Annotated in this window: 21 protein-coding genes; 20 read left to right on the forward strand and 1 reads right to left on the reverse strand. The window is 34.8% G+C overall.

Features of this window, described 5'->3' with window-relative positions; translation table 11 throughout:
- The first annotated feature begins 22 nt into the window (after positions 1-22).
- From ABD690_RS06090 to ABD690_RS06115, 6 genes are all read left to right on the forward strand, one after another.
- The gene (locus tag ABD690_RS06090; RefSeq protein WP_344728354.1) at positions 23-973 is read left to right on the forward strand and encodes a GSCFA domain-containing protein; all 951 of its coding nucleotides are present in this window, start codon (positions 23-25) and stop codon (positions 971-973) included.
- Positions 974-1,055: 82 nt separating this feature from the next.
- Complete coding sequence (locus tag ABD690_RS06095; RefSeq protein ID WP_344728356.1) at positions 1,056-1,589, forward strand: Riean_0653 family protein; 534 nt, start codon at positions 1,056-1,058, stop codon at positions 1,587-1,589.
- Between the two features lie 184 nt (positions 1,590-1,773).
- Positions 1,774-2,049 (forward strand): hypothetical protein, encoded by a 276-nt coding sequence (locus ABD690_RS06100; protein ID WP_344728358.1) that lies wholly within the window; start codon positions 1,774-1,776, stop codon positions 2,047-2,049.
- A 35-nt stretch (positions 2,050-2,084) separates the two neighbouring features.
- Complete coding sequence (locus ABD690_RS06105) at positions 2,085-3,959, forward strand: tetratricopeptide repeat-containing sensor histidine kinase (RefSeq protein ID WP_344728360.1); 1,875 nt, start codon at positions 2,085-2,087, stop codon at positions 3,957-3,959.
- 56 nt (positions 3,960-4,015) lie between these two features.
- Positions 4,016-4,666 (forward strand): response regulator, encoded by a 651-nt coding sequence (locus ABD690_RS06110; RefSeq protein WP_344728362.1) that lies wholly within the window; start codon positions 4,016-4,018, stop codon positions 4,664-4,666.
- A gap of 142 nt (positions 4,667-4,808) precedes the next feature.
- Entirely contained in the window at positions 4,809-5,423 is a 615-nt protein-coding gene (locus ABD690_RS06115; RefSeq protein ID WP_344728364.1) for a DUF4230 domain-containing protein, read from the forward strand.
- Here the strand turns inward: ABD690_RS06115 and ABD690_RS06120 are convergent.
- Complete coding sequence (locus ABD690_RS06120; protein WP_344728366.1) at positions 5,418-5,723, reverse strand: rhodanese-like domain-containing protein; 306 nt, start codon at positions 5,721-5,723, stop codon at positions 5,418-5,420. The genes ABD690_RS06115 and ABD690_RS06120 overlap by 6 nt on opposite strands.
- Positions 5,724-5,772: 49 nt before the next feature.
- On the opposite strand from ABD690_RS06120, the gene ABD690_RS06125 reads away from it, so the two are divergent.
- The 14 genes from ABD690_RS06125 to ABD690_RS06190 all read left to right on the forward strand — a co-directional run bounded on the left by ABD690_RS06125 (position 5,773) and on the right by ABD690_RS06190 (position 18,149).
- Complete coding sequence (locus ABD690_RS06125; RefSeq protein WP_344728368.1) at positions 5,773-6,351, forward strand: TetR/AcrR family transcriptional regulator; 579 nt, start codon at positions 5,773-5,775, stop codon at positions 6,349-6,351.
- Positions 6,352-6,462: 111 nt separating this feature from the next.
- Positions 6,463-7,536, forward strand: coding sequence for a 2Fe-2S iron-sulfur cluster-binding protein (locus ABD690_RS06130; RefSeq protein ID WP_344728370.1), 1,074 nt, complete (start codon positions 6,463-6,465; stop codon positions 7,534-7,536).
- A gap of 71 nt (positions 7,537-7,607) precedes the next feature.
- Complete coding sequence (gene paaA / locus ABD690_RS06135; RefSeq protein WP_344728372.1) at positions 7,608-8,564, forward strand: 1,2-phenylacetyl-CoA epoxidase subunit PaaA; 957 nt, start codon at positions 7,608-7,610, stop codon at positions 8,562-8,564.
- Between the two features lie 86 nt (positions 8,565-8,650).
- A complete protein-coding gene (gene paaB, locus ABD690_RS06140; RefSeq protein WP_344728374.1) occupies positions 8,651-8,941 on the forward strand; it encodes a 1,2-phenylacetyl-CoA epoxidase subunit PaaB in 291 nt (96 codons plus the stop codon).
- A gap of 47 nt (positions 8,942-8,988) precedes the next feature.
- Complete coding sequence (locus ABD690_RS06145) at positions 8,989-9,330, forward strand: four helix bundle protein (protein ID WP_129761051.1); 342 nt, start codon at positions 8,989-8,991, stop codon at positions 9,328-9,330.
- Positions 9,331-9,445: 115 nt separating this feature from the next.
- A complete protein-coding gene (gene paaC, locus ABD690_RS06150; protein ID WP_344728377.1) occupies positions 9,446-10,198 on the forward strand; it encodes a 1,2-phenylacetyl-CoA epoxidase subunit PaaC in 753 nt (250 codons plus the stop codon).
- Between the two features lie 156 nt (positions 10,199-10,354).
- Complete coding sequence (gene paaD, locus ABD690_RS06155) at positions 10,355-10,855, forward strand: 1,2-phenylacetyl-CoA epoxidase subunit PaaD (protein ID WP_344728380.1); 501 nt, start codon at positions 10,355-10,357, stop codon at positions 10,853-10,855.
- Positions 10,856-10,902: 47 nt separating this feature from the next.
- Entirely contained in the window at positions 10,903-11,682 is a 780-nt protein-coding gene (locus ABD690_RS06160; protein ID WP_344728382.1) for an enoyl-CoA hydratase-related protein, read from the forward strand.
- Positions 11,683-12,066 carry a hypothetical protein gene (locus ABD690_RS06165; protein ID WP_344728384.1) on the forward strand — a complete coding sequence of 128 codons (384 nt, stop codon included), beginning with the start codon at positions 11,683-11,685 and terminating at the stop codon, positions 12,064-12,066.
- A 6-nt stretch (positions 12,067-12,072) separates the two neighbouring features.
- Positions 12,073-13,251: a 3-hydroxyacyl-CoA dehydrogenase NAD-binding domain-containing protein gene (locus tag ABD690_RS06170; protein ID WP_344728386.1), complete on the forward strand. Its 1,179-nt coding sequence runs from the start codon at positions 12,073-12,075 to the stop codon at positions 13,249-13,251.
- 77 nt (positions 13,252-13,328) lie between these two features.
- On the forward strand, positions 13,329-13,736 hold the full coding sequence (locus tag ABD690_RS06175) for a hotdog fold thioesterase (RefSeq protein ID WP_344728388.1): 408 nt from the start codon (positions 13,329-13,331) through the stop codon (positions 13,734-13,736).
- Positions 13,737-13,846: 110 nt separating this feature from the next.
- The gene (locus tag ABD690_RS06180) at positions 13,847-15,058 is read left to right on the forward strand and encodes an acetyl-CoA C-acyltransferase (protein WP_344728390.1); all 1,212 of its coding nucleotides are present in this window, start codon (positions 13,847-13,849) and stop codon (positions 15,056-15,058) included.
- Between the two features lie 213 nt (positions 15,059-15,271).
- Complete coding sequence (gene paaZ, locus ABD690_RS06185) at positions 15,272-17,812, forward strand: phenylacetic acid degradation bifunctional protein PaaZ (RefSeq protein WP_344728392.1); 2,541 nt, start codon at positions 15,272-15,274, stop codon at positions 17,810-17,812.
- Between the two features lie 31 nt (positions 17,813-17,843).
- Positions 17,844-18,149, forward strand: coding sequence for a GIY-YIG nuclease family protein (locus ABD690_RS06190; RefSeq protein WP_344728394.1), 306 nt, complete (start codon positions 17,844-17,846; stop codon positions 18,147-18,149).
- Positions 18,150-18,185 lie beyond the last annotated feature (36 nt).

Genomic DNA, 18,185 nt, shown 5'->3' on the forward strand with positions numbered 1-18,185 from the left:
CTGTTTTTGAGCAGAATCCACTATGAAACTACAAACCCAAATACCGTTACAATCAGAGCCGCATAATCAAATAGGTTATCATTCTAAAATAGCGCTGTTTGGGTCTTGTTTTGTTGAGAATATAGGAGAAAAGTTTAACTATTTTAAGCTTCAGAGTTTTCAAAATCCATTTGGTATTTTATTTCATCCGCTAGCCATTGAAAGTTTGGTTGCTAATGCGATTAATTCTAAAACGTACACCGAAGAAGATATCTTTTTTCATAACGAACAATGGCATTGTTATGAAGCGCATTCCAAGTTAAGTAATGATAATAAAGATGATTTGTTACATGCATTAAACAATGCTGTTCAGTCAACAAATCAGCAAATACACCAAGCAACACATGTTATTATAACATTAGGAACCGCTTGGGTTTATAGGCATATAGCATCAGATGTTATTGTTGCCAATTGCCATAAAGTACCACAAAAACAATTTACAAAAGAGTTGCTAACGGTTGGTGAAATTTCAGAATCATTACAAGCTATAGTGGCTTTAATAAAAAGCGTTAATCCTAAAGCGTCAGTAATTTTTACAGTATCTCCTGTGCGACATATTAAAGATGGTTTTGTAGAGAACACGCAAAGCAAAGCGCATTTAGTTGCAGCTATTCATCAAGTTATTGAACCAAGAAATCAGCAGTATTATTTCCCTTCGTATGAAATTATGCTGGACGAGCTTCGCGACTATCGTTTTTATAAAGCCGATATGTTACATCCAAACGATGTAGCAGTAAATTACATTTGGGAAAAATTTAAACAGGTTTGGATTTCAGAAAAGGCTCATAAAACATTAAACGAGGTTGATGTGATACAAAAAGGACTTCAGCATAGACCGTTTAATCCAAACTCTACTAGCCATAAGGCATTTCTTCAATCATTAAAAGACAAGCAAAACCAGTTGCAGCAGTCTTTTTCGCATATCGTATTTTAAAAATACGTAATTCATCGTATTGTCTACGGCTTTATTTTGTGCCAACTTTGCTTCAAGTTAAAAAAGCCTAAAACAATTCAAAATGAAAAAATTAAAAAAAATTATGTTACTGGTAATGACGTTTTCATTATCAATTTTCTCATCATGTTCAAGTGATGATGATGCCACGCCAATTGTTCCAATAGGATCAAACTCAAGTGCAGGACAAGGAATTATAGTAGCTAAAGTTGATGGTGTAGATTTTTCGTCTTTAGAGATTACTTCTTATGCTAGTAAATCAACTGGTGGCGGACAAACAACATTGGTTATGCAGGGAAATACGCAATCTCAAGCTATTAATATGATTATTAATGCTTATGATGGTGTAGGAACTTATGAGCTTTCTGATGATAATGTTTTTAGATCAGCTAGTTACATTGAGCCAAATATTAGTGATCCTTTTAATTCACAAACTTGGAATGCACCTTACCAGGATTCAGGACTTGTTGGTGAAATTGTAATAACTGAAGATTCTGATACAAAAGTTATTGGTACTTTTTACTTTACATGTAAAAACGCAAATGATGATTCTATTAAGAATATCACAGATGGTGCATTTGATTTAAACTATCAGTAATCAAGACGTTTTAAGTAATACGTTTAATCTTTTTTTAATAGGATTATATCGAAAAATTATTTTGTATTACAACTTAAATTGTAAGTTTATAACGCTATTAATAAAATTATAAAAAAGCACCAAACACCTTTATGTTTCTTTGTGAAAATTAGGTTTTGGTGTTTTTTGTTTTTCTTTCAAAATAATGATTTTTTCAATTTTTATATACAGTTTAGTGTTTCTTTTGATAGTTTGCTCTGTAAAGGTTGTGGTAATAACTGTTACTGAAAATAAGTTAGCCGAAGAGAATAATCAGCTTATCAGTCGTAAAATAGAAGTAGAGTTAATAGAAGCAGAAACAAATAAGCAACATATTAAATTGGTAAATGATTTAAATGAGTCACTTAACTGGCGCATTTTTAAAGTGTTTGAAGAAATGATTTTGTTGCAAGAATTTGTTTTTAAGAAACATTTCAATTAATCTTATACTTCCAATTCACTTTTTAAAATTTACTTATGAAGCATATTTTAACGTTGCTTTTATTGTTTGTTTCAGTAGCTGTATTTTCTCAAGAGCAGGCTCTCAAGTTAAATGATTCTGCTATGAGTTTCTATAAAACCGATTCTAAACTAGCAATAGCACTTTTAGAAGAAAGTTTAACTAAAGCAAGCAATGATAAAGATATTGCTATTATTAAAAATAATTTAGGAATTGTTTATAGAGATTTAGGAGAATTTGAGAAATCAAAGGCGCTTTCTAGTGAGGCTATTTTAAAAACGCAAGATTCTATAACATTAGCTTCAGCCTATAATAATATTGGTGTTACAAATAGAAATTTAGGGCTTTATGACGCGTCTCTTGAATACTACTTAAAAGCTTTAGCTATTTATGAGGAAAAGAAAATGGCTAAAGAGATTGCTACAGCAAGTAATAATATAGGTTTAGTTTATAGTTATAGCGGTATTAATGATAAGGCAATTACATATCATTTGAAAGCTAAAGCTGTGTTTGAAAAGCTGGATGATAAAAAAGGCATTTCTGAAGTTTATAATAACATAGCAATTATATATGCTAACGACGGAAACTTAAAAGAAGCGTTAGATTATTTTAAGCATTCTTTAAATATAGAATATGCTTTACAAGACAAAAAAGGTATAGCAGAATCTACAAATAATGTTGGAGCGGTTTATTATTATTTAGAAGAAATTGATTCAGCTTTGGTGTATTTTCAAAAATCTGTAACAGTAGAAAAATCTATAGGAAATTTTGTTGGAGTAGGAGCATCATACAATAATATCGCACAAGTTTTAATAGAGAAAAACAGAACTTCGGAAGCCAAAAAATATATAGATAGCGCTTACCTGTATTCAAGAAAATATAAAACGGTTTCAGATATTGAAGCCTCTTTGATGAATTACTCTGACTATTATGAAGCTAAAAGTGACTCAAAAAAAGCATTAGAGTATTATAAAAAATATACTGCTTTCAAGGATAGTATCTTAAATTTAGATACAAATAGTAAAATATCAGAGCTGGAAATTCAATATCAAACAGAAAAGAAAGAAAAAGAGATTTTACAACAGCGAGCAGATTTAGCAGAGAAAGAGCTGCATATAAATACAAAAAACACACAAATTATAGGTTTGGCTATTTTAGCTGTAGTGCTATCTGTTCTAGGATATTTGCTGTATAAGCAGCAAAAATTAAGAAACAAACAACTGCAAAAAGAAAGTGAACTAAAAGAAGCTTTAACTAAAATAGAAACCCAAAATCGTTTGCAAGAACAACGATTAACAATAAGTCGAGATTTACATGATAATATTGGGGCCCAACTTACATTTATTATATCGTCTTTAGATAATTTAAAGTACGGTTTTACGCTTCCGGAAAAGCTAGGCTCTAAACTAAAAACAATTAGTGAGTTTACTACAGCAACTATTTATGAGTTAAGAGACACAATTTGGGCAATGAATAAAAGTGAAATATCTTTTGAGGATTTACAGTCTCGAATTTCAAATTTTATAGATAAGGCTAATCATGCTTCAGATGTAGTTAATTTTAGTTTTAAGGTAGATGAAAGCCTGTCTAATACATTGGTTTTTTCATCTGTTGAAGGAATGAATATTTACAGAATCATTCAAGAAGCTGTTAATAATGCCTTGAAATATGCGCATGCAAAAAATATTCAAATAAGCTTTCAAAAGGAAAATAAAAATTTAGTACTTACAGTAAAAGATGACGGCGTTGGTTTTGATCAAAATACAATAGAATTAGGAAACGGTTTAAACAATATGAAAAAGCGAGCTCACGAAATTCAAGCAAGCTTTACATTAAAAGCAAGCCCGCAACAAGGCGCCACCATAGTAATACAAAAAGAAATAAATACGTAATTTGACGTATGTGGTATTTTGGTTTTAATATCTATTTTTAGAAAAAATATTTATAAATGAAAGTGAAAATAGCCATTGTAGATGATAATTCTTTTTTAATAAATACAGTAAAAGAGAAGTTATCCTTTTTTGATGACCTTAAATTCAAGTTTTCAGCAACAAATGGGTCTGATTTACTAACTAAAATAGAAGAAGATCGCCATGTAGATTTAATACTAATGGATATTGAAATGCCAGTGCTTAATGGAATAGAAACTACAGAAATCATCAAGCAAAAATATCCGCATATTAAAATCATAATGCTCACAGTTTTTGATAACGACGAAAACATTTTTAATGCTATAAAAGCAGGTGCAGATGGTTATTTGCTTAAAGAAATAAACGCTAAAGATCTTCACGACGGAATTTTAGAAACTCTTAATGGAGGCGCAGCAATGAACCCATCTATTGCTATGAAAACACTTAAGCTGTTAAGAAACCCTATAGAAATTGAAAATAAAAACGACCAAGACGATATCAAGTTAACTCAACGTGAAGTAGAAGTGTTAGAGCAATTAAGTAAAGGGTTGAGTTATAATTTAATTGCAGAAAACCTAATCTTATCACCAGGAACTGTTAGGAAACATATTGAGAACATTTATAAAAAGCTACAAGTTCATAATAAGTTAGAAGCTGTTCAAAAAGCCAAAAAAAACAAGATTATATAAATTTAATATATAGCTAACATGTAATTAAACTGTGTTTTACTTTAAAACCATACCTTTGATTTGCTGCTAAATATCAAGGAATTTTAAGCATTGGTTAGGCTTCATTGTCGAAGCAACCAGTGCTTTTTTGTATTTTAGAGGTATGAGAAAAATTCTATTCGGAATCATAGTCACATTAATAGTACTTTTTACATTTAAGTATTGTGGAGAAAAGCGCGATAGCAAACTTGTACTTCAGGAAAACACTGCGCTTATTCAAGAACAGATAAAAAATGTAGGAAAACTAGTCGTTACAGAAGGGCATTTTAGTCAAGTGTTTACTTATGAAAATTCTAAACAAATTTTCGGTGACCTAATTCAAGTTGAAAAAAAGGCGCTAGTTGTTGTTAATGCTGATGTAACAATTGCTTATGATTTGTCAAAAATTGAATATACCATTGACGCATCAACAAAAACATTACAAATATTAGATATACCTAAAGAAGAAATAAAAATCAATCCAGATTTTGAATATTACGATATACAAGCTGACTACCTCAATCCTTTTGAAGCAAAAGATTATAACGAAATTAAAAAAACAGTAAATAAGCAGTTGATGAAAAAAATAGAAGCTTCAGACTTAAAAACCAATGCACAAAATAGATTGCTAAGTGAGCTTTCTAAATTTTATATTTTAACTAACTCTTTAGGTTGGACTTTAGAGTATAGTCAAACACCAATTGAAAGTTTAGAAGTCTTCAATAATCTTAAATTATAGCTTGCTTTTCAAAGAAATCCAACCACCACCATTGGTTGCATCAATGTTATTAAGGTTTAAAAATTTAGCAGCTTTAGCAGAACGAACGCCACTTTTACAACAAACAACAAGAGGTTTGTTTAATGTTTTTAATTCATCAACATGATTTTTTAAGTCGTCTAAAGGTATGTGTCTAGAACCTTCAATGTGACCAGAGTCCCATTCACGTTGTGTTCTTACATCAATAATTTCAGCGCCGTTTTGCATGTAAAGTTGAACTTGTCTTTTTTTTGCTCCAAAAATAAAATCAAAAAAACCCATAGTTTTACTTTTTCATAAATTTACAATAAAATATATAAATACATAAAAATTGAAACAGGAAACCCGTAAAGACGAAATAATAAGAACAGCTGCAAAGCTTTTTAAAGAAAAAGGATACAGCGCTGTTACTATGCGAGATTTGGCTACAGAAATGGGCATGAAAGCAGCAAGTCTTTACAACCATATAAACTCTAAACAAGAAATTCTTAAGGAGATTATAATTTCTTTAGCCGAAGAGTTTACTTCTGGATTGCAGGAAATTCAAAAATCAAACAAATCAAATATAGATAAGCTAAAAGATGTTATAGAATTACATGTCAATATAACGTCTAAAAACACTTATGGCATGGCTTCTCTTAATAACAATTGGATGCATCTTAAAGAAAAGTTGGAGTATTACTTGCAACTACGCTCTAATTATGAAGATGAATTTAGAAATGTTCTTCAACAAGGTGTTAAAAATAACGAGATTATAAATGGTAATATTGAAGTGATGCTCTTTTCAATTTTATCAACCTTACGCTCTTTATATCTCTGGATTCCTAAAAAAGAAGACTTAAACCCAGAAGAGCTCTCTCAAAAATTAAGCGAAGTGTTAATTAACGGCATTAACAAAAAAATAGATTAATTTTTTGTAAATTTGTCAAGTAAACTAACGCTTGTTAGTTTTTTTAATTCGTAAAACGAAAACGTTTTCGGTTTAAGATTACTAACAATTTAGAATAGATAATTACTGTTGATGGCAGATTTTCATAAATTAAGAATAAAAGATATTTACAAGGAAACAAAAGATACATCAGTTGTAACTTTTGATATTCCTGAAGCATTGCAAGACGAATTTAAATTCTCGCAAGGTCAACATTTAACGCTTAAGGCATTAATTAATGGCGAGGACGTACGTCGTTCATATTCATTGTGTTCTAGTCCATTTGATAGCGAGTGGAAAGTGGCTGTAAAAGAAATTCCAGGAGGAAAATTCTCAACCTTTGTCAATAACATTTTAAAAGCAGGAGACGAGCTAGAGGTAATGCCACCCAGCGGAACATTTGGTGTAGAATGCAATCCTAATGAAGCAAAAAATTACCTCTTTTTTGCAGCAGGAAGTGGTATTACGCCAATCCTTTCAATGATTAAAGCGCATTTGGAAGCAGAACCAAATTCAACGTGTAAGTTGTTTTATGTCAATAGAACAGCAAAATCCATTATCTTTAAGGAAGCTTTAGAGCAATTAAGAAACACCTATTTCGGTCGTTTGGAAATCTATTATTTCCTAACCAAAGAAAAGCGCGATATTGAGTTGTTCAATGGTCGTTTTGATGATGAAAAAATGAAAGTTCTCACCAAAACCTTTATTGACATTCCAGATACAAGCGAAGTGTTTTTGTGCGGACCAGAAGATATGGTCAATTATGTGAGTAATTATCTGGCTGAAGCAGGTTTACCAAAAGATTTAATTCATTTCGAATTATTTGTAAAAGGCTTAACTGAAGAAGATAAAAAACGTGTTGAGCGTTTATCAGAACAAAAAATCGACGGAGTCGAAGTTGTTATTATCGATGGCGGAAAAGAATTCCGTTTCACAATGCAGCAAGACGATGATAATATTTTAGATGGCGCACTAACTGCCGGAGCAGATTTGCCATTTGCATGCAAAGGAGGCGTTTGCAGTACCTGTAAGTGTCAAGTAATGGAAGGCGAAGTTGAAATGAAAATCAACTATGCTCTTGAAGAGGATGAAGTCGCACAAAACTATGTGTTAAGCTGTCAAGCCGTTCCAACTACTAAAAAAGTGGTGGTCGATTTCGATGTATAAATAGAATTTGTCATTCCGCACTTGATGCGGAATCCACTAAACATTAAAAACTATTCACTAAATACTAAATTATGAGTGAAGAACAAATAAAAAACCTGGAAGAGCAATTTGAAGCGCGTATCGCTCGCGACGAAAAAATTGAACCTAAAGACTGGATGCCAGAAAAATATCGTCAAACGCATATTAGGCAAATCAGTCAGCACGCACATTCCGAAATTGTAGGAATGTTACCAGAAGGTAACTGGATTACGCGAGCACCATCCTTACGTCGTAAAGTAGCCTTATTGGCAAAAGTACAAGACGAAGCTGGTCACGGATTATACCTATACAGTGCTTGCGAAACATTAGGCATCTCGCGAGACGAGTTATATGAGCAATTGCATTCAGGTAAAGCAAAATATTCTTCCATATTTAATTACCCAACTGTGACTTGGGCAGATATGGGAGCTATCGGTTGGTTGGTAGATGGTGCAGCCATTATCAATCAAGTGCCACTTTGTAGCACCTCTTTTGGTCCTTATGCAAGAGCTATGGTGCGCGTGTGTAAAGAAGAAAGTTTTCACCAACGTCAAGGCTACGAAATAATGCTAAAGCTTTGTAATGGAACACCAGAACAAAAGGAAATGGCGCAAGATGCACTCAACCGTTGGTGGTGGCCAAGTTTAATGATGTTAGGACCAACTGATGATATGTCAGTTCACACCGAACAATCAATGAAATGGAAATTAAAACGAAAAACCAATGACGAATTGCGTCAGCAGTTTATTGACCAAACCGTGCCACAAGCTGATATTTTAGGATTAACAATTCCAGACCCAGATTTAAAATGGAACGAAGAGCGTCAGAGTTATGATTTTGGAGAAATTGATTGGGATGAATTCTGGCAAGTTGTAAAAGGTCACGGACCAATGAACAAAGCAAGAATGAAAGCTAGAGTTGGTGCTTGGGAACGTGGCGAATGGGTTAGAGACGCAGCAATGGCTCATGCTGAAAAACAACAAGAAAGAAAAGAAAAAGAAGCAGTATAATATTAACGATTGAAGATTTATGATTAACGAATTCAGATTAAAAAAGTTCAACAATCAACAATCAACAATCAACAATCATAAATAAAATGTCAGGAAAAAAAGATTGGCTACTTTGGGAGGTTTTCGTAAGAAGTAAAAACGGATTAGAACATCGTCATTTCGGAAGTCTTCACGCAGCAGATGCAGAAATGGCTTTAGAAAATGCACGAGACGTTTACACAAGACGTAACGAAGGTGTAAGCATATGGGTTGTAGAAAGTAAGCATATTACAGCATCAAATCCAGAGCATAATGGCGAATTATTTGAACCAGCACAAGACAAGGTGTATCGTCATCCAACATTTTATGATTTACCAGACGACGTAAAACATATGTAGGGTGAAGATGAAGACGAAGTAGAAACTGAAGATGAAAAATGTTTTTTATGAAAAAGTATGATTTGGATAGTAGGCTTGAAGATTTTGCCGCTTCAATTATTCTTTTTTATGACAAAAAGCCATTTAGTTATTCAGCTGATTATTTAGCGAAACAACTCATTCGGTCTTCGTGCTCATCTGCTTTAAATTTTGGAGAATATCTTGGAGCAGCATCAGATAAAGATAAAGCCAATAAGTTAAGAATAACACTAAAAGAATTAAGAGAATGTTTACGGAATATAAATATTCAAATTAAAGCAAACATTTTCAGTATTGAAGAATTAGAACCATTACAAAAAGAAAATGACGAACTGATAAGAATTGTAGTAACGATTTTAAAACGCTATTAATTTCGTCTTCAAAAAAAAGAATATGAACAATTGATTTGAGTTAAAGATTTGAATTTAAAGTACAGTTAATTTCGTCTTCAACTTCATCTTCAACTTCGTCTTCAAAAAAAAGAATATGAATCAAAACCTATACAACTACATCCTAGGAATCGCAGACAACAGCCTAATTCTCGGTCAGAGATTAGGAGAGCTTTGCGGTCACGGACCAAGTTTAGAAACCGATATCGCGTGCACCAATATGTCATTAGATTTATTAGGACAAGTGCGTAGTTATTATCAATATGCAGCAAAGATTGCAGGCGATGGCAGAGCAGAAGATGATATCGCGATGCTTCGTAAAGAACGCGAATATTTCAATGTGTTATTGGTAGAACAGCCAAATACCGATTTTGGATACACAATGGCAAGACAATTCTTATTCGATGTATATCATTTTTTAATGCTAACAGAATTAGAAAAAAGTACCGATTTAAATCTGTCTGCAATTGCAAAAAAATCCATCAAGGAAGTGAGTTACCACAAGCGTTTCTCAAGTGATTGGATAAAGCGATTAGGAGATGGTACTGAAGAAAGCCACAAGCGTATTCAAACCGCAATAAATGATTTATGGACGTATACCGATGAATTATTTCATCAAACCGAAGCTGATAAAGCTATGGTAGCTGAAGGCGTTGGAGTAGATGTCAGTAAATTAAAAGACGCTTATTACGACGAAGTAAATGCAGTTTTAGAAGAAGCAACCTTAAGCGTTCCAGAAAGCAAATATTTTCAAAAAGGAGGAAAGCAAGGCATTCATACCGAACATATGGGTTACTTGCTAGCCGATTTACAATATATGCAACGTACCTATCCAAATATGGAATGGTAGAATGAAGTTGAAGATGAAGATGAAACTGAAGACGAAATCGAAATCGAAACTGAAGTTGAAACCGAATTTAAAATAGTATGTTACCTCGAGCATTAGTTGAAATCAAAATATATTTTGATTGAAAGCACATTGTTAAACAAAGCGAGAGGTCTCAAAATGGTAACAGAACAACAACATATCAACCCGAGACTGGTAAAGATTTTAGAGTCTATTTCAGATCCAGAAATCCCAGTGTTATCCATTATGGATATGGGTGTCGTGCGTTCTGCTGTTATTGAAAATGACGTTGTAAAAATTGAAATCACACCAACTTACAGTGGCTGTCCTGCAATGGATGTTATCGGAGATGATATCAAGCGCGCAATGCAAAAAGCAGGTTATAAAGCTGAAGTAGATTTGATTTTACATCCAGCTTGGACAACCGATTGGATTACACCAAGAGGCAGAAAGGCACTCGAAGATTATGGTATCGCAGCACCATTAAATGAAGAAGCTGACAAGTCGGTGTTGCTGGAAGGAAAACAATTAGTAAAATGTCCGCAATGCGGAAGCACAAATACAAAAATGATAAGTCAATTTGGTTCAACAGCTTGCAAAGCGCAATTTCAGTGCAACGACTGCCAAGAACCATTTGATTATTTTAAATGTTTGAAGTGATTTGTCATTCCGCACTTGATGCGGAATCCAATATAAAAGAAAAAAATATGGAAAGCATTCAGCTTAAAATAGAAAACAACATAGCCTACATCACACTAAATCGACCAGAAGTCTTTAACAGCTTCAATCGTGAAATGGCATTAAACCTACAGCAAGTTTTTGACGATTGCGAAAGTAATTCTGAAGTAAGAGCAATTGTGCTAACCGGAAACGGAAAAGCATTTTGTGCAGGTCAAGACTTAAAAGAAGTAACAAGTCCGGAGTTAAACCCAGGATTCAAGAAAATTCTAGAAGAGCATTACAATCCAATCATCACCAGAATTAGAACTATTAAAAAACCAATTATTGGTGCGATAAATGGTGTAGCAGCAGGAGCAGGAGCAAACATCGCATTGGCTTGTGATATCGTTGTAGCTCACGAAAAAGTAAGTTTCATTCAAGCATTTAGTTTAATAGGGTTGATTCCTGATAGCGCAGGAACGTTCTTTTTACCTCGCTTAATAGGTTTTCAAAAAGCATCAGCATTAGCGATGTTAGGAGATAAAGTGTCTGCCGATGAAGCCGAAAAAATGGGAATGATTTACAAAGTGTTGCCATTAGAAAGTTTTGAAGAAGAAGTGAATAAATTAGCCTTAAAACTCGCTAATATGCCAACATTAGCTTTAGGGAAAATTAAGGAAGCGTTTAATCAATCTTTAACCAATAATTTAGAAGAGCAATTAGCATTAGAATCAAAATTACAAATCGAAGCAGCTCAAACTAAAGATTACGAAGAAGGCGTTTCAGCTTTTGTAGAAAAACGTAAACCAACTTTTAAAGGAAAATAAATGATTTTAAGGGGGCTTTTTAAAGACGATTTGTTTTATGTTAAGATTTGGAAAAATAGAATTGAAATAATTGATGTTGAGAAGGGAAATAGTATTTGTGATAAATCAAACATCTCTTTTTCTAATGATAGATTGTTAATTTCTGATTTTGATATAGCGGAGAAGTTTTTTAAAAAGCAAGTTGAAAAACTTAAAAAGGACTATAAAGTTAAAAGATACAATTCTTTTATTGTGCAACCAATGGAATTAAATGAAGGAGGGATATCTGAAGTGGAGAAGAGGATTTTTTTAGAATCTTTCGAAAGAGTTAATGGTAGGAAAGTGAAAATATGGGATGGTGCTGAATTAACAAATAAAGAAGTAATTGACAAGTTAAGAAGTTAGAGAAATATGAACGTAGGAATCATCGGTTCAGGAACAATGGGAAGCGGTATTGCTCAAGTAGCGGCAACTGCTGGTTGTTCCGTGAAATTATATGATACAAATCAAGCGGCTTTAGACAAAGCTAAAGCAAGCCTTGAAAAAATATTAAATAGACTCATTGAAAAAGGTCGAATAGATGCTGAAGAAAAAAATAGAATTCAGTCAAATATCAGGTATGTCGATAGCCTGAAAGCATTAGCAGATTCAAATCTTACGATTGAAGCTATCGTCGAAAATATCGATATCAAGAAAAAAGTCTTTTCAGAATTGGAAAGCTATGTTGTGGATGATTGTATCATTGCATCAAACACATCGAGTTTATCCATAGCATCCATAGCATCATCATTGCAAAAGCCGGAGCGTTGCATTGGAATACACTTTTTCAATCCAGCACCATTAATGAAATTGGTTGAGGTCATTCCAGCAGTGCAAACCTCAAAAGCGGTTTTAAACAAATCTGTTGAAACTATAAAAAGTTGGAAAAAAACAGTAGCTGTTGCCAAGGATACACCTGGTTTTATCGTCAACCGTGTAGCGCGACCATTTTACGGAGAAGCTTTAAGAATATATGAAGAAGGCATTGCTGATTTTGAAACCATTGACCATAGCTTGAAAACATTGGGAGGTTTCAGAATGGGACCATTCGAATTAATGGATTTCATAGGTAACGATGTCAATTACACAGTAACGGAAACCGTATTTACAGCCTTTTATTTCGACCCAAGGTACAAACCAAGTTTCACTCAAAAGCGTTTAAGTGAAGCAGGCTATTTAGGAAGAAAAACAGGAAAAGGTTACTATGATTACGACCAAAAAGGAAAAATTATAAATACTTGTCATCCTGAACTAGATTCAGGATCTCATCAAGAATTAGCACAAACCATTTTCGACCGTGTTTTAGTTATGCTCATTAATGAAGCAGCAGACGCTTTGTTTTTAAACATCGCATCAGCAGAAGATATAGACAACGCCATGACTAAAGGCGTTAATTACCCAAAAGGATTATTGGCTTGGGCAGATGAAAAAGGTATCGATTGGTGTGTGTCTAAATTAGACGAATTGTACAACGAGTACCACGAAGATCGTTACCGTTGCAGTCCGTTGTTGCGTAAAATGAATAAAGAAAATAAAACATTTTTTAATTAGAATGTCATTCAGAGCGAAGCGAAGAATCTGTTGATGAGATTGCCGCGTCCTTTGTCCTCGCAATGACAAATTATAATATGAAAGGAGAACAAATTCCACATAAAATGATAAGTCAAGATGCATTCAGCACTTGGTTAGGCATCGAAATTTTGGAATGCGAAATCGGTCGTTGTCGTGTAGCAATGACGGTTCGCAAGGATATGCTAAACAGCATGAACAAAGCACACGGCGGAATTAGTTATGCATTGGCAGATACCGCTTTTGGTTTTGCGGCAAATACACACGGAAAATTTGCTGTGTCCATAGAAACCAGCATCAACCATATTGAGGCTTTAGAAGAAGGAGATTATCTAGTAGCAGAATCTGTGATAGAAAACGTGAAAAACAGACTCGGATTTAATATAGTAGAAGTAAAACGAGGGGATGAACTCGTAGCACTTTTTAAAGGTGTGGTTTACAGAACAAGTAAATCTTGGGAAGAATAAATAGGAACTATTTGTCATTCCGCACTTGATGCGGAATCTATGAATTTATAAAAACAGTAAATAAAGAAGTTCGACTTCAATTTCGATTTCGGCTTCAATTTCAAAATAATATGGAAGCATACATAATAGACGGTATTAGAACACCAATAGGAAATTACAAAGGCACATTATCAGCTGTACGTACAGACGATTTAGCAGCTTTAGTAATCAAAGAAATCGTAAAACGAAACCCAAGCATTCCAAAAGAAGCATACGACGATGTTATTCTTGGTTGTGCTAACCAAGCAGGAGAAGACAATCGTAACGTGGCACGAATGGCATCACTTCTCGCAGGATTACCATTTACAGTTCCAGGTGAAACTGTAAACAGACTATGTAGTTCAGGTTTGTCAGCAATTATTCACGCAAACAGAGCGATAAAAGCAGGAGATGGCGACGTGTTCATTTCAGGAGGTGTTGAGAATATGACACGCGGACCTTATGTTATAGCAAAACCGTCCAGCGCATTTGGTACCGATGCTAAAATGTACGATAGTAGTTTTGGATGGCGTTTTGTAAACCAGAAAATGCACGAAATGTATGGCTCAGACGGAATGGGAATGACAGCCGAAAATCTTGTCGAAAAATATAATATCTCACGAGAAGACCAAGATGCATTCGCGTACTGGAGTCAGATGAAAGCGACTAAAGCACAAGAAAACGGACGATTAGAAAAAGAGATTCTACCTGTTGAAATTCCGCAACGCAAAAAAGACCCAATCGTTTTTGCAAAAGACGAGTTTGTAAAACCAACAACATCAAAAGAGATTTTAGCCAAATTACGACCAGCCTTTAAAAAAGAAGGCGGAAGCGTAACCGCAGGAAACGCATCAGGTTTAAACGACGGAGCAGCTGCAACCATTATCGCTAGTGAAGAGGCTGTAAAAAAATACAATTTAAAGCTTTTAGCGCGCATCGTGAGTTCGGCTGTCGTAGGTGTAGAACCTCGAATTATGGGCATTGGTCCAGTTGAGGCGTCCAACAAAGCTTTGGCAAAAGCCGGATTAACAATGGACGATATCGACATCATTGAGCTCAACGAAGCCTTTGCTGCACAAGCATTGGCGTGCACCAGAGCTTGGGGATTGGCAGACAATGACCCAAGAATCAACCCAAATGGAGGCTCTATCGCAATAGGCCATCCGCTTGGCGTTACAGGCACCAGAATCGCCTATTCAGCGGCTTTAGAGCTCAAAGAGCAAAACAAGCGTTACGCATTGGTAACAATGTGTATTGGCGTGGGGCAAGGCTATGCCGCTGTGATTGAAAACGTGAATGTTTAAAATAATTTGGGCGTTACCACAAGGGTCGCGCTTTCGGCAGTCGCTCTCTGCGAGGAGCTTCAACAAAGCCTCAATCGCTAACGCACCAGCCAGAGATGGTCAGTGATTAATAAATGATTTATCATTCCTGCGAAATCGAAGATTCACGAATTCAATTAAGTGAATTAAGAATCGATGAGTAAAGTAGGAATCCAGAATAAAGTATAAAGTAAGATGAAGAATAAAATTCAGCACTACGTCCAAGGACAATGGACCACAGGAAAAGAAGAAGGAGCACCAATTTACGACGCTATAACAGGCGAACACTTCACAAATTGGGCTGTTGAAGGATTAGATATTCCTGAAGTTCTTAATTACGGACGCACAAAAGGAGGCGAAGTACTTCGTAAAATGACCTTTCAAGAGCGCGGTAATATGCTCAAAAAATTAGCACTTTACCTAACAAAACGCAAAGAACAATTTTACGATTTAAGTTACAGAACTGGCGCAACACGTGTAGATAGTTGGATTGATATTGAAGGTGGTTTTGGTAACCTGTTTGCCAATGCATCATTACGAAAATTGTTTCCAAACAAACCATTCCACGTAGAAGGTGACCCAATCGATTTGTCTCGTGGTGGACGCTTTATGGCACATCATATTATGGTGCCTAAAAAAGGTGTTGCGGTTCATATCAACGCATTTAATTTTCCGGTTTGGGGAATGTTAGAAAAATGTGCTGTCAACTGGATGGCAGGTGTACCAGCAGTAGTTTTACCAGCACCATCATCAGCTTATTTGGCCGAAGCTGTAGCGAGAGAAATTATCAATTCTGGTATTTTACCAGAAGGCGCACTTCAAATCATAAACGGAACCGTAAAAACTGTTTTAGATACTGTTGAGTCTCAAGATGTCGTAACTTTTACAGGTTCGGCAGCAACAGGTCGTTTGTTAAAAGCACACCCAAGATTAATTGAAGAGTCTGTGCCTTTCACTATGGAAGCCGATTCGCTTAACGCCTCTATTTTAGGGGAAGATGCAGTTCCTGGAACACCAGAATTCAACTTGTTTGTTAAGGAAGTCCGTAAGGAAATGACCGTAAAAGCTGGACAAAAATGTACAGCCATCCGCCGAATCATTGTGCCAGAAAATTTAGTTGAGGATGTTCAAATTGCATTAGCAGAAGAACTCGATAAAGTTACCATTGGTGACCCAAGACTTAAAGAAGTAAGAATGGGCGCATTGGTAAGTAAACAACAAGTTGAAGCAGTTAAAAGTTCCATTGCAGATATCAGCAAAGAAGCTGAAATGGTCTATGGCAATCTCGATAATATCGAAACCATTGGTGTGGATGCTAATAAAGGTGCATTCATAAGTCCAGTGGTGTTTAGAACTGATAATCCTTTCCAAAATAATGTTGTTCACGAGCGCGAAGCTTTTGGACCAGTAAGTACCATTATGCCTTACAAGTCAATGGACGAAGCTGTGCAATTAGCGCAAATGGGTAAAGGCTCGCTAGTATCTTCTATTGCAACTTACGATGATAACATTGCAACTGATTATGTAGTAAATGCAGCAAGTCATCACGGAAGAATATTGGTGATTAATCGCGAAATGGCAAAACAAAGTACAGGTCACGGTTCGCCATTGCCTTACTTGGTTCACGGAGGTCCAGGACGTGCTGGTGGTGGCGAAGAAATGGGTGGAATGCGTGGTATTAAACATTATTTGCAACGAACAGCGATTCAAGGAACACCATCAACAATTACTGAAATTACTGGTATTTATCAGCAAAATGCAAAATATAAGGAGGCCGAAGAGCATCCGTTTAAGTACCATTGGGAAGATATTCAACCAGGAATATCTTTAAAAACGCATAAGCGTACACTTACGGATACTGATATTCAGAATTTTGCCAATTTAACTTGGGACCATTTTTATGCACATACAGATATTACCTCTTTAGATGGAAGTATTTTCGAAAAACGAACAGCGCACGGTTATTTTATAATTTCGGCTGCGGCTGGGTTGTTTGTGTATCCTAATAAAGGTCCTGTAGCAGCAAATTACGGTTTGGATTCTATCCGATTTTTAAGACCGTTATACCACAATGATACCATTTATGTGCGTTTAACCTGTAAGGAAAAAGTGGACAGAGATGTGTCATCAACAGAGCATCCAAGTGGTATTGTAAAATGGCACGTTGAGGTTTTTGATGCTAATTTTGAAAACCGTCCAGAAAGTCAAAAAACAGACAAAGACAGTCCGTTGGTTGCCGTGGCTACCATCTTAACAATGGTCCAAAAAAAGCAAGAAACCTTTGTTGAAATGACCGAGGAGAAAATCAACGAATGTTTATCGAAGTTAAAAGCAGACGCTAAACCAAAATGGGGAATTATGACGCCTCAACATATGATTGAGCATTTAGAATACACTTATAAAATTGCGTCTGGCGAAATTCAAGATTTTGAAATTTCTACACCTTCAACCATTTTAGACAAGGTGCACGCAAGCTTGTATAACTATAAAAAGTTTCCACAAAACTCTCAATTTCCGCAGTTAGAAAAAGACACGCTAGACGATTTAAAACATGAAGATTTAGAAATAGCGATTGAGAAGTTTAAGGAACAACGCAAAAAATACATCGAGTTTTTCAAGGAAAATCCAGATGCTAAATTGAAGAATTTAGTATTTGGCGAGTTGAATCGTTATGAATCATACTTACTCGAAAGAAAACATTTAAACCATCATTTTGAGCAGTTCGATTTGCTTTAAATTGAACTGCTCGAAACACCCGAGAAATCGGGTGTCTAAAAGAGAAATAGAATTGAAATACTATGTTTATATAATAACGAATAAACCAAAAGGTGTTCTATATTTAGGCATGACAAAAAGATTAAAAACAAGAATATATCAACATAAAACCAAAGTTCATCCAAATACGTTTTCAGGAAGATATAATTTAGATAAGCTAGTGTATTTTGAAGAGTATCAACATAAGGAAGAAGCTCTTTTGAAAGAGAAGCAAATGAAAAAATGGGATAGAGCTTGGAAAATAGAATTAATAGAAAAATCAAATCCTAATTGGATGGATTTGTATGAAGATTTATAATTAGAATTTAATTAGAAGATTCCGATTTTTGTGGGA

Source organism: Corallibacter vietnamensis, from assembly GCF_039537875.1.
In the GTDB taxonomy this organism is placed as follows: Bacteria; Bacteroidota; Bacteroidia; order Flavobacteriales; family Flavobacteriaceae; genus Corallibacter; species Corallibacter vietnamensis.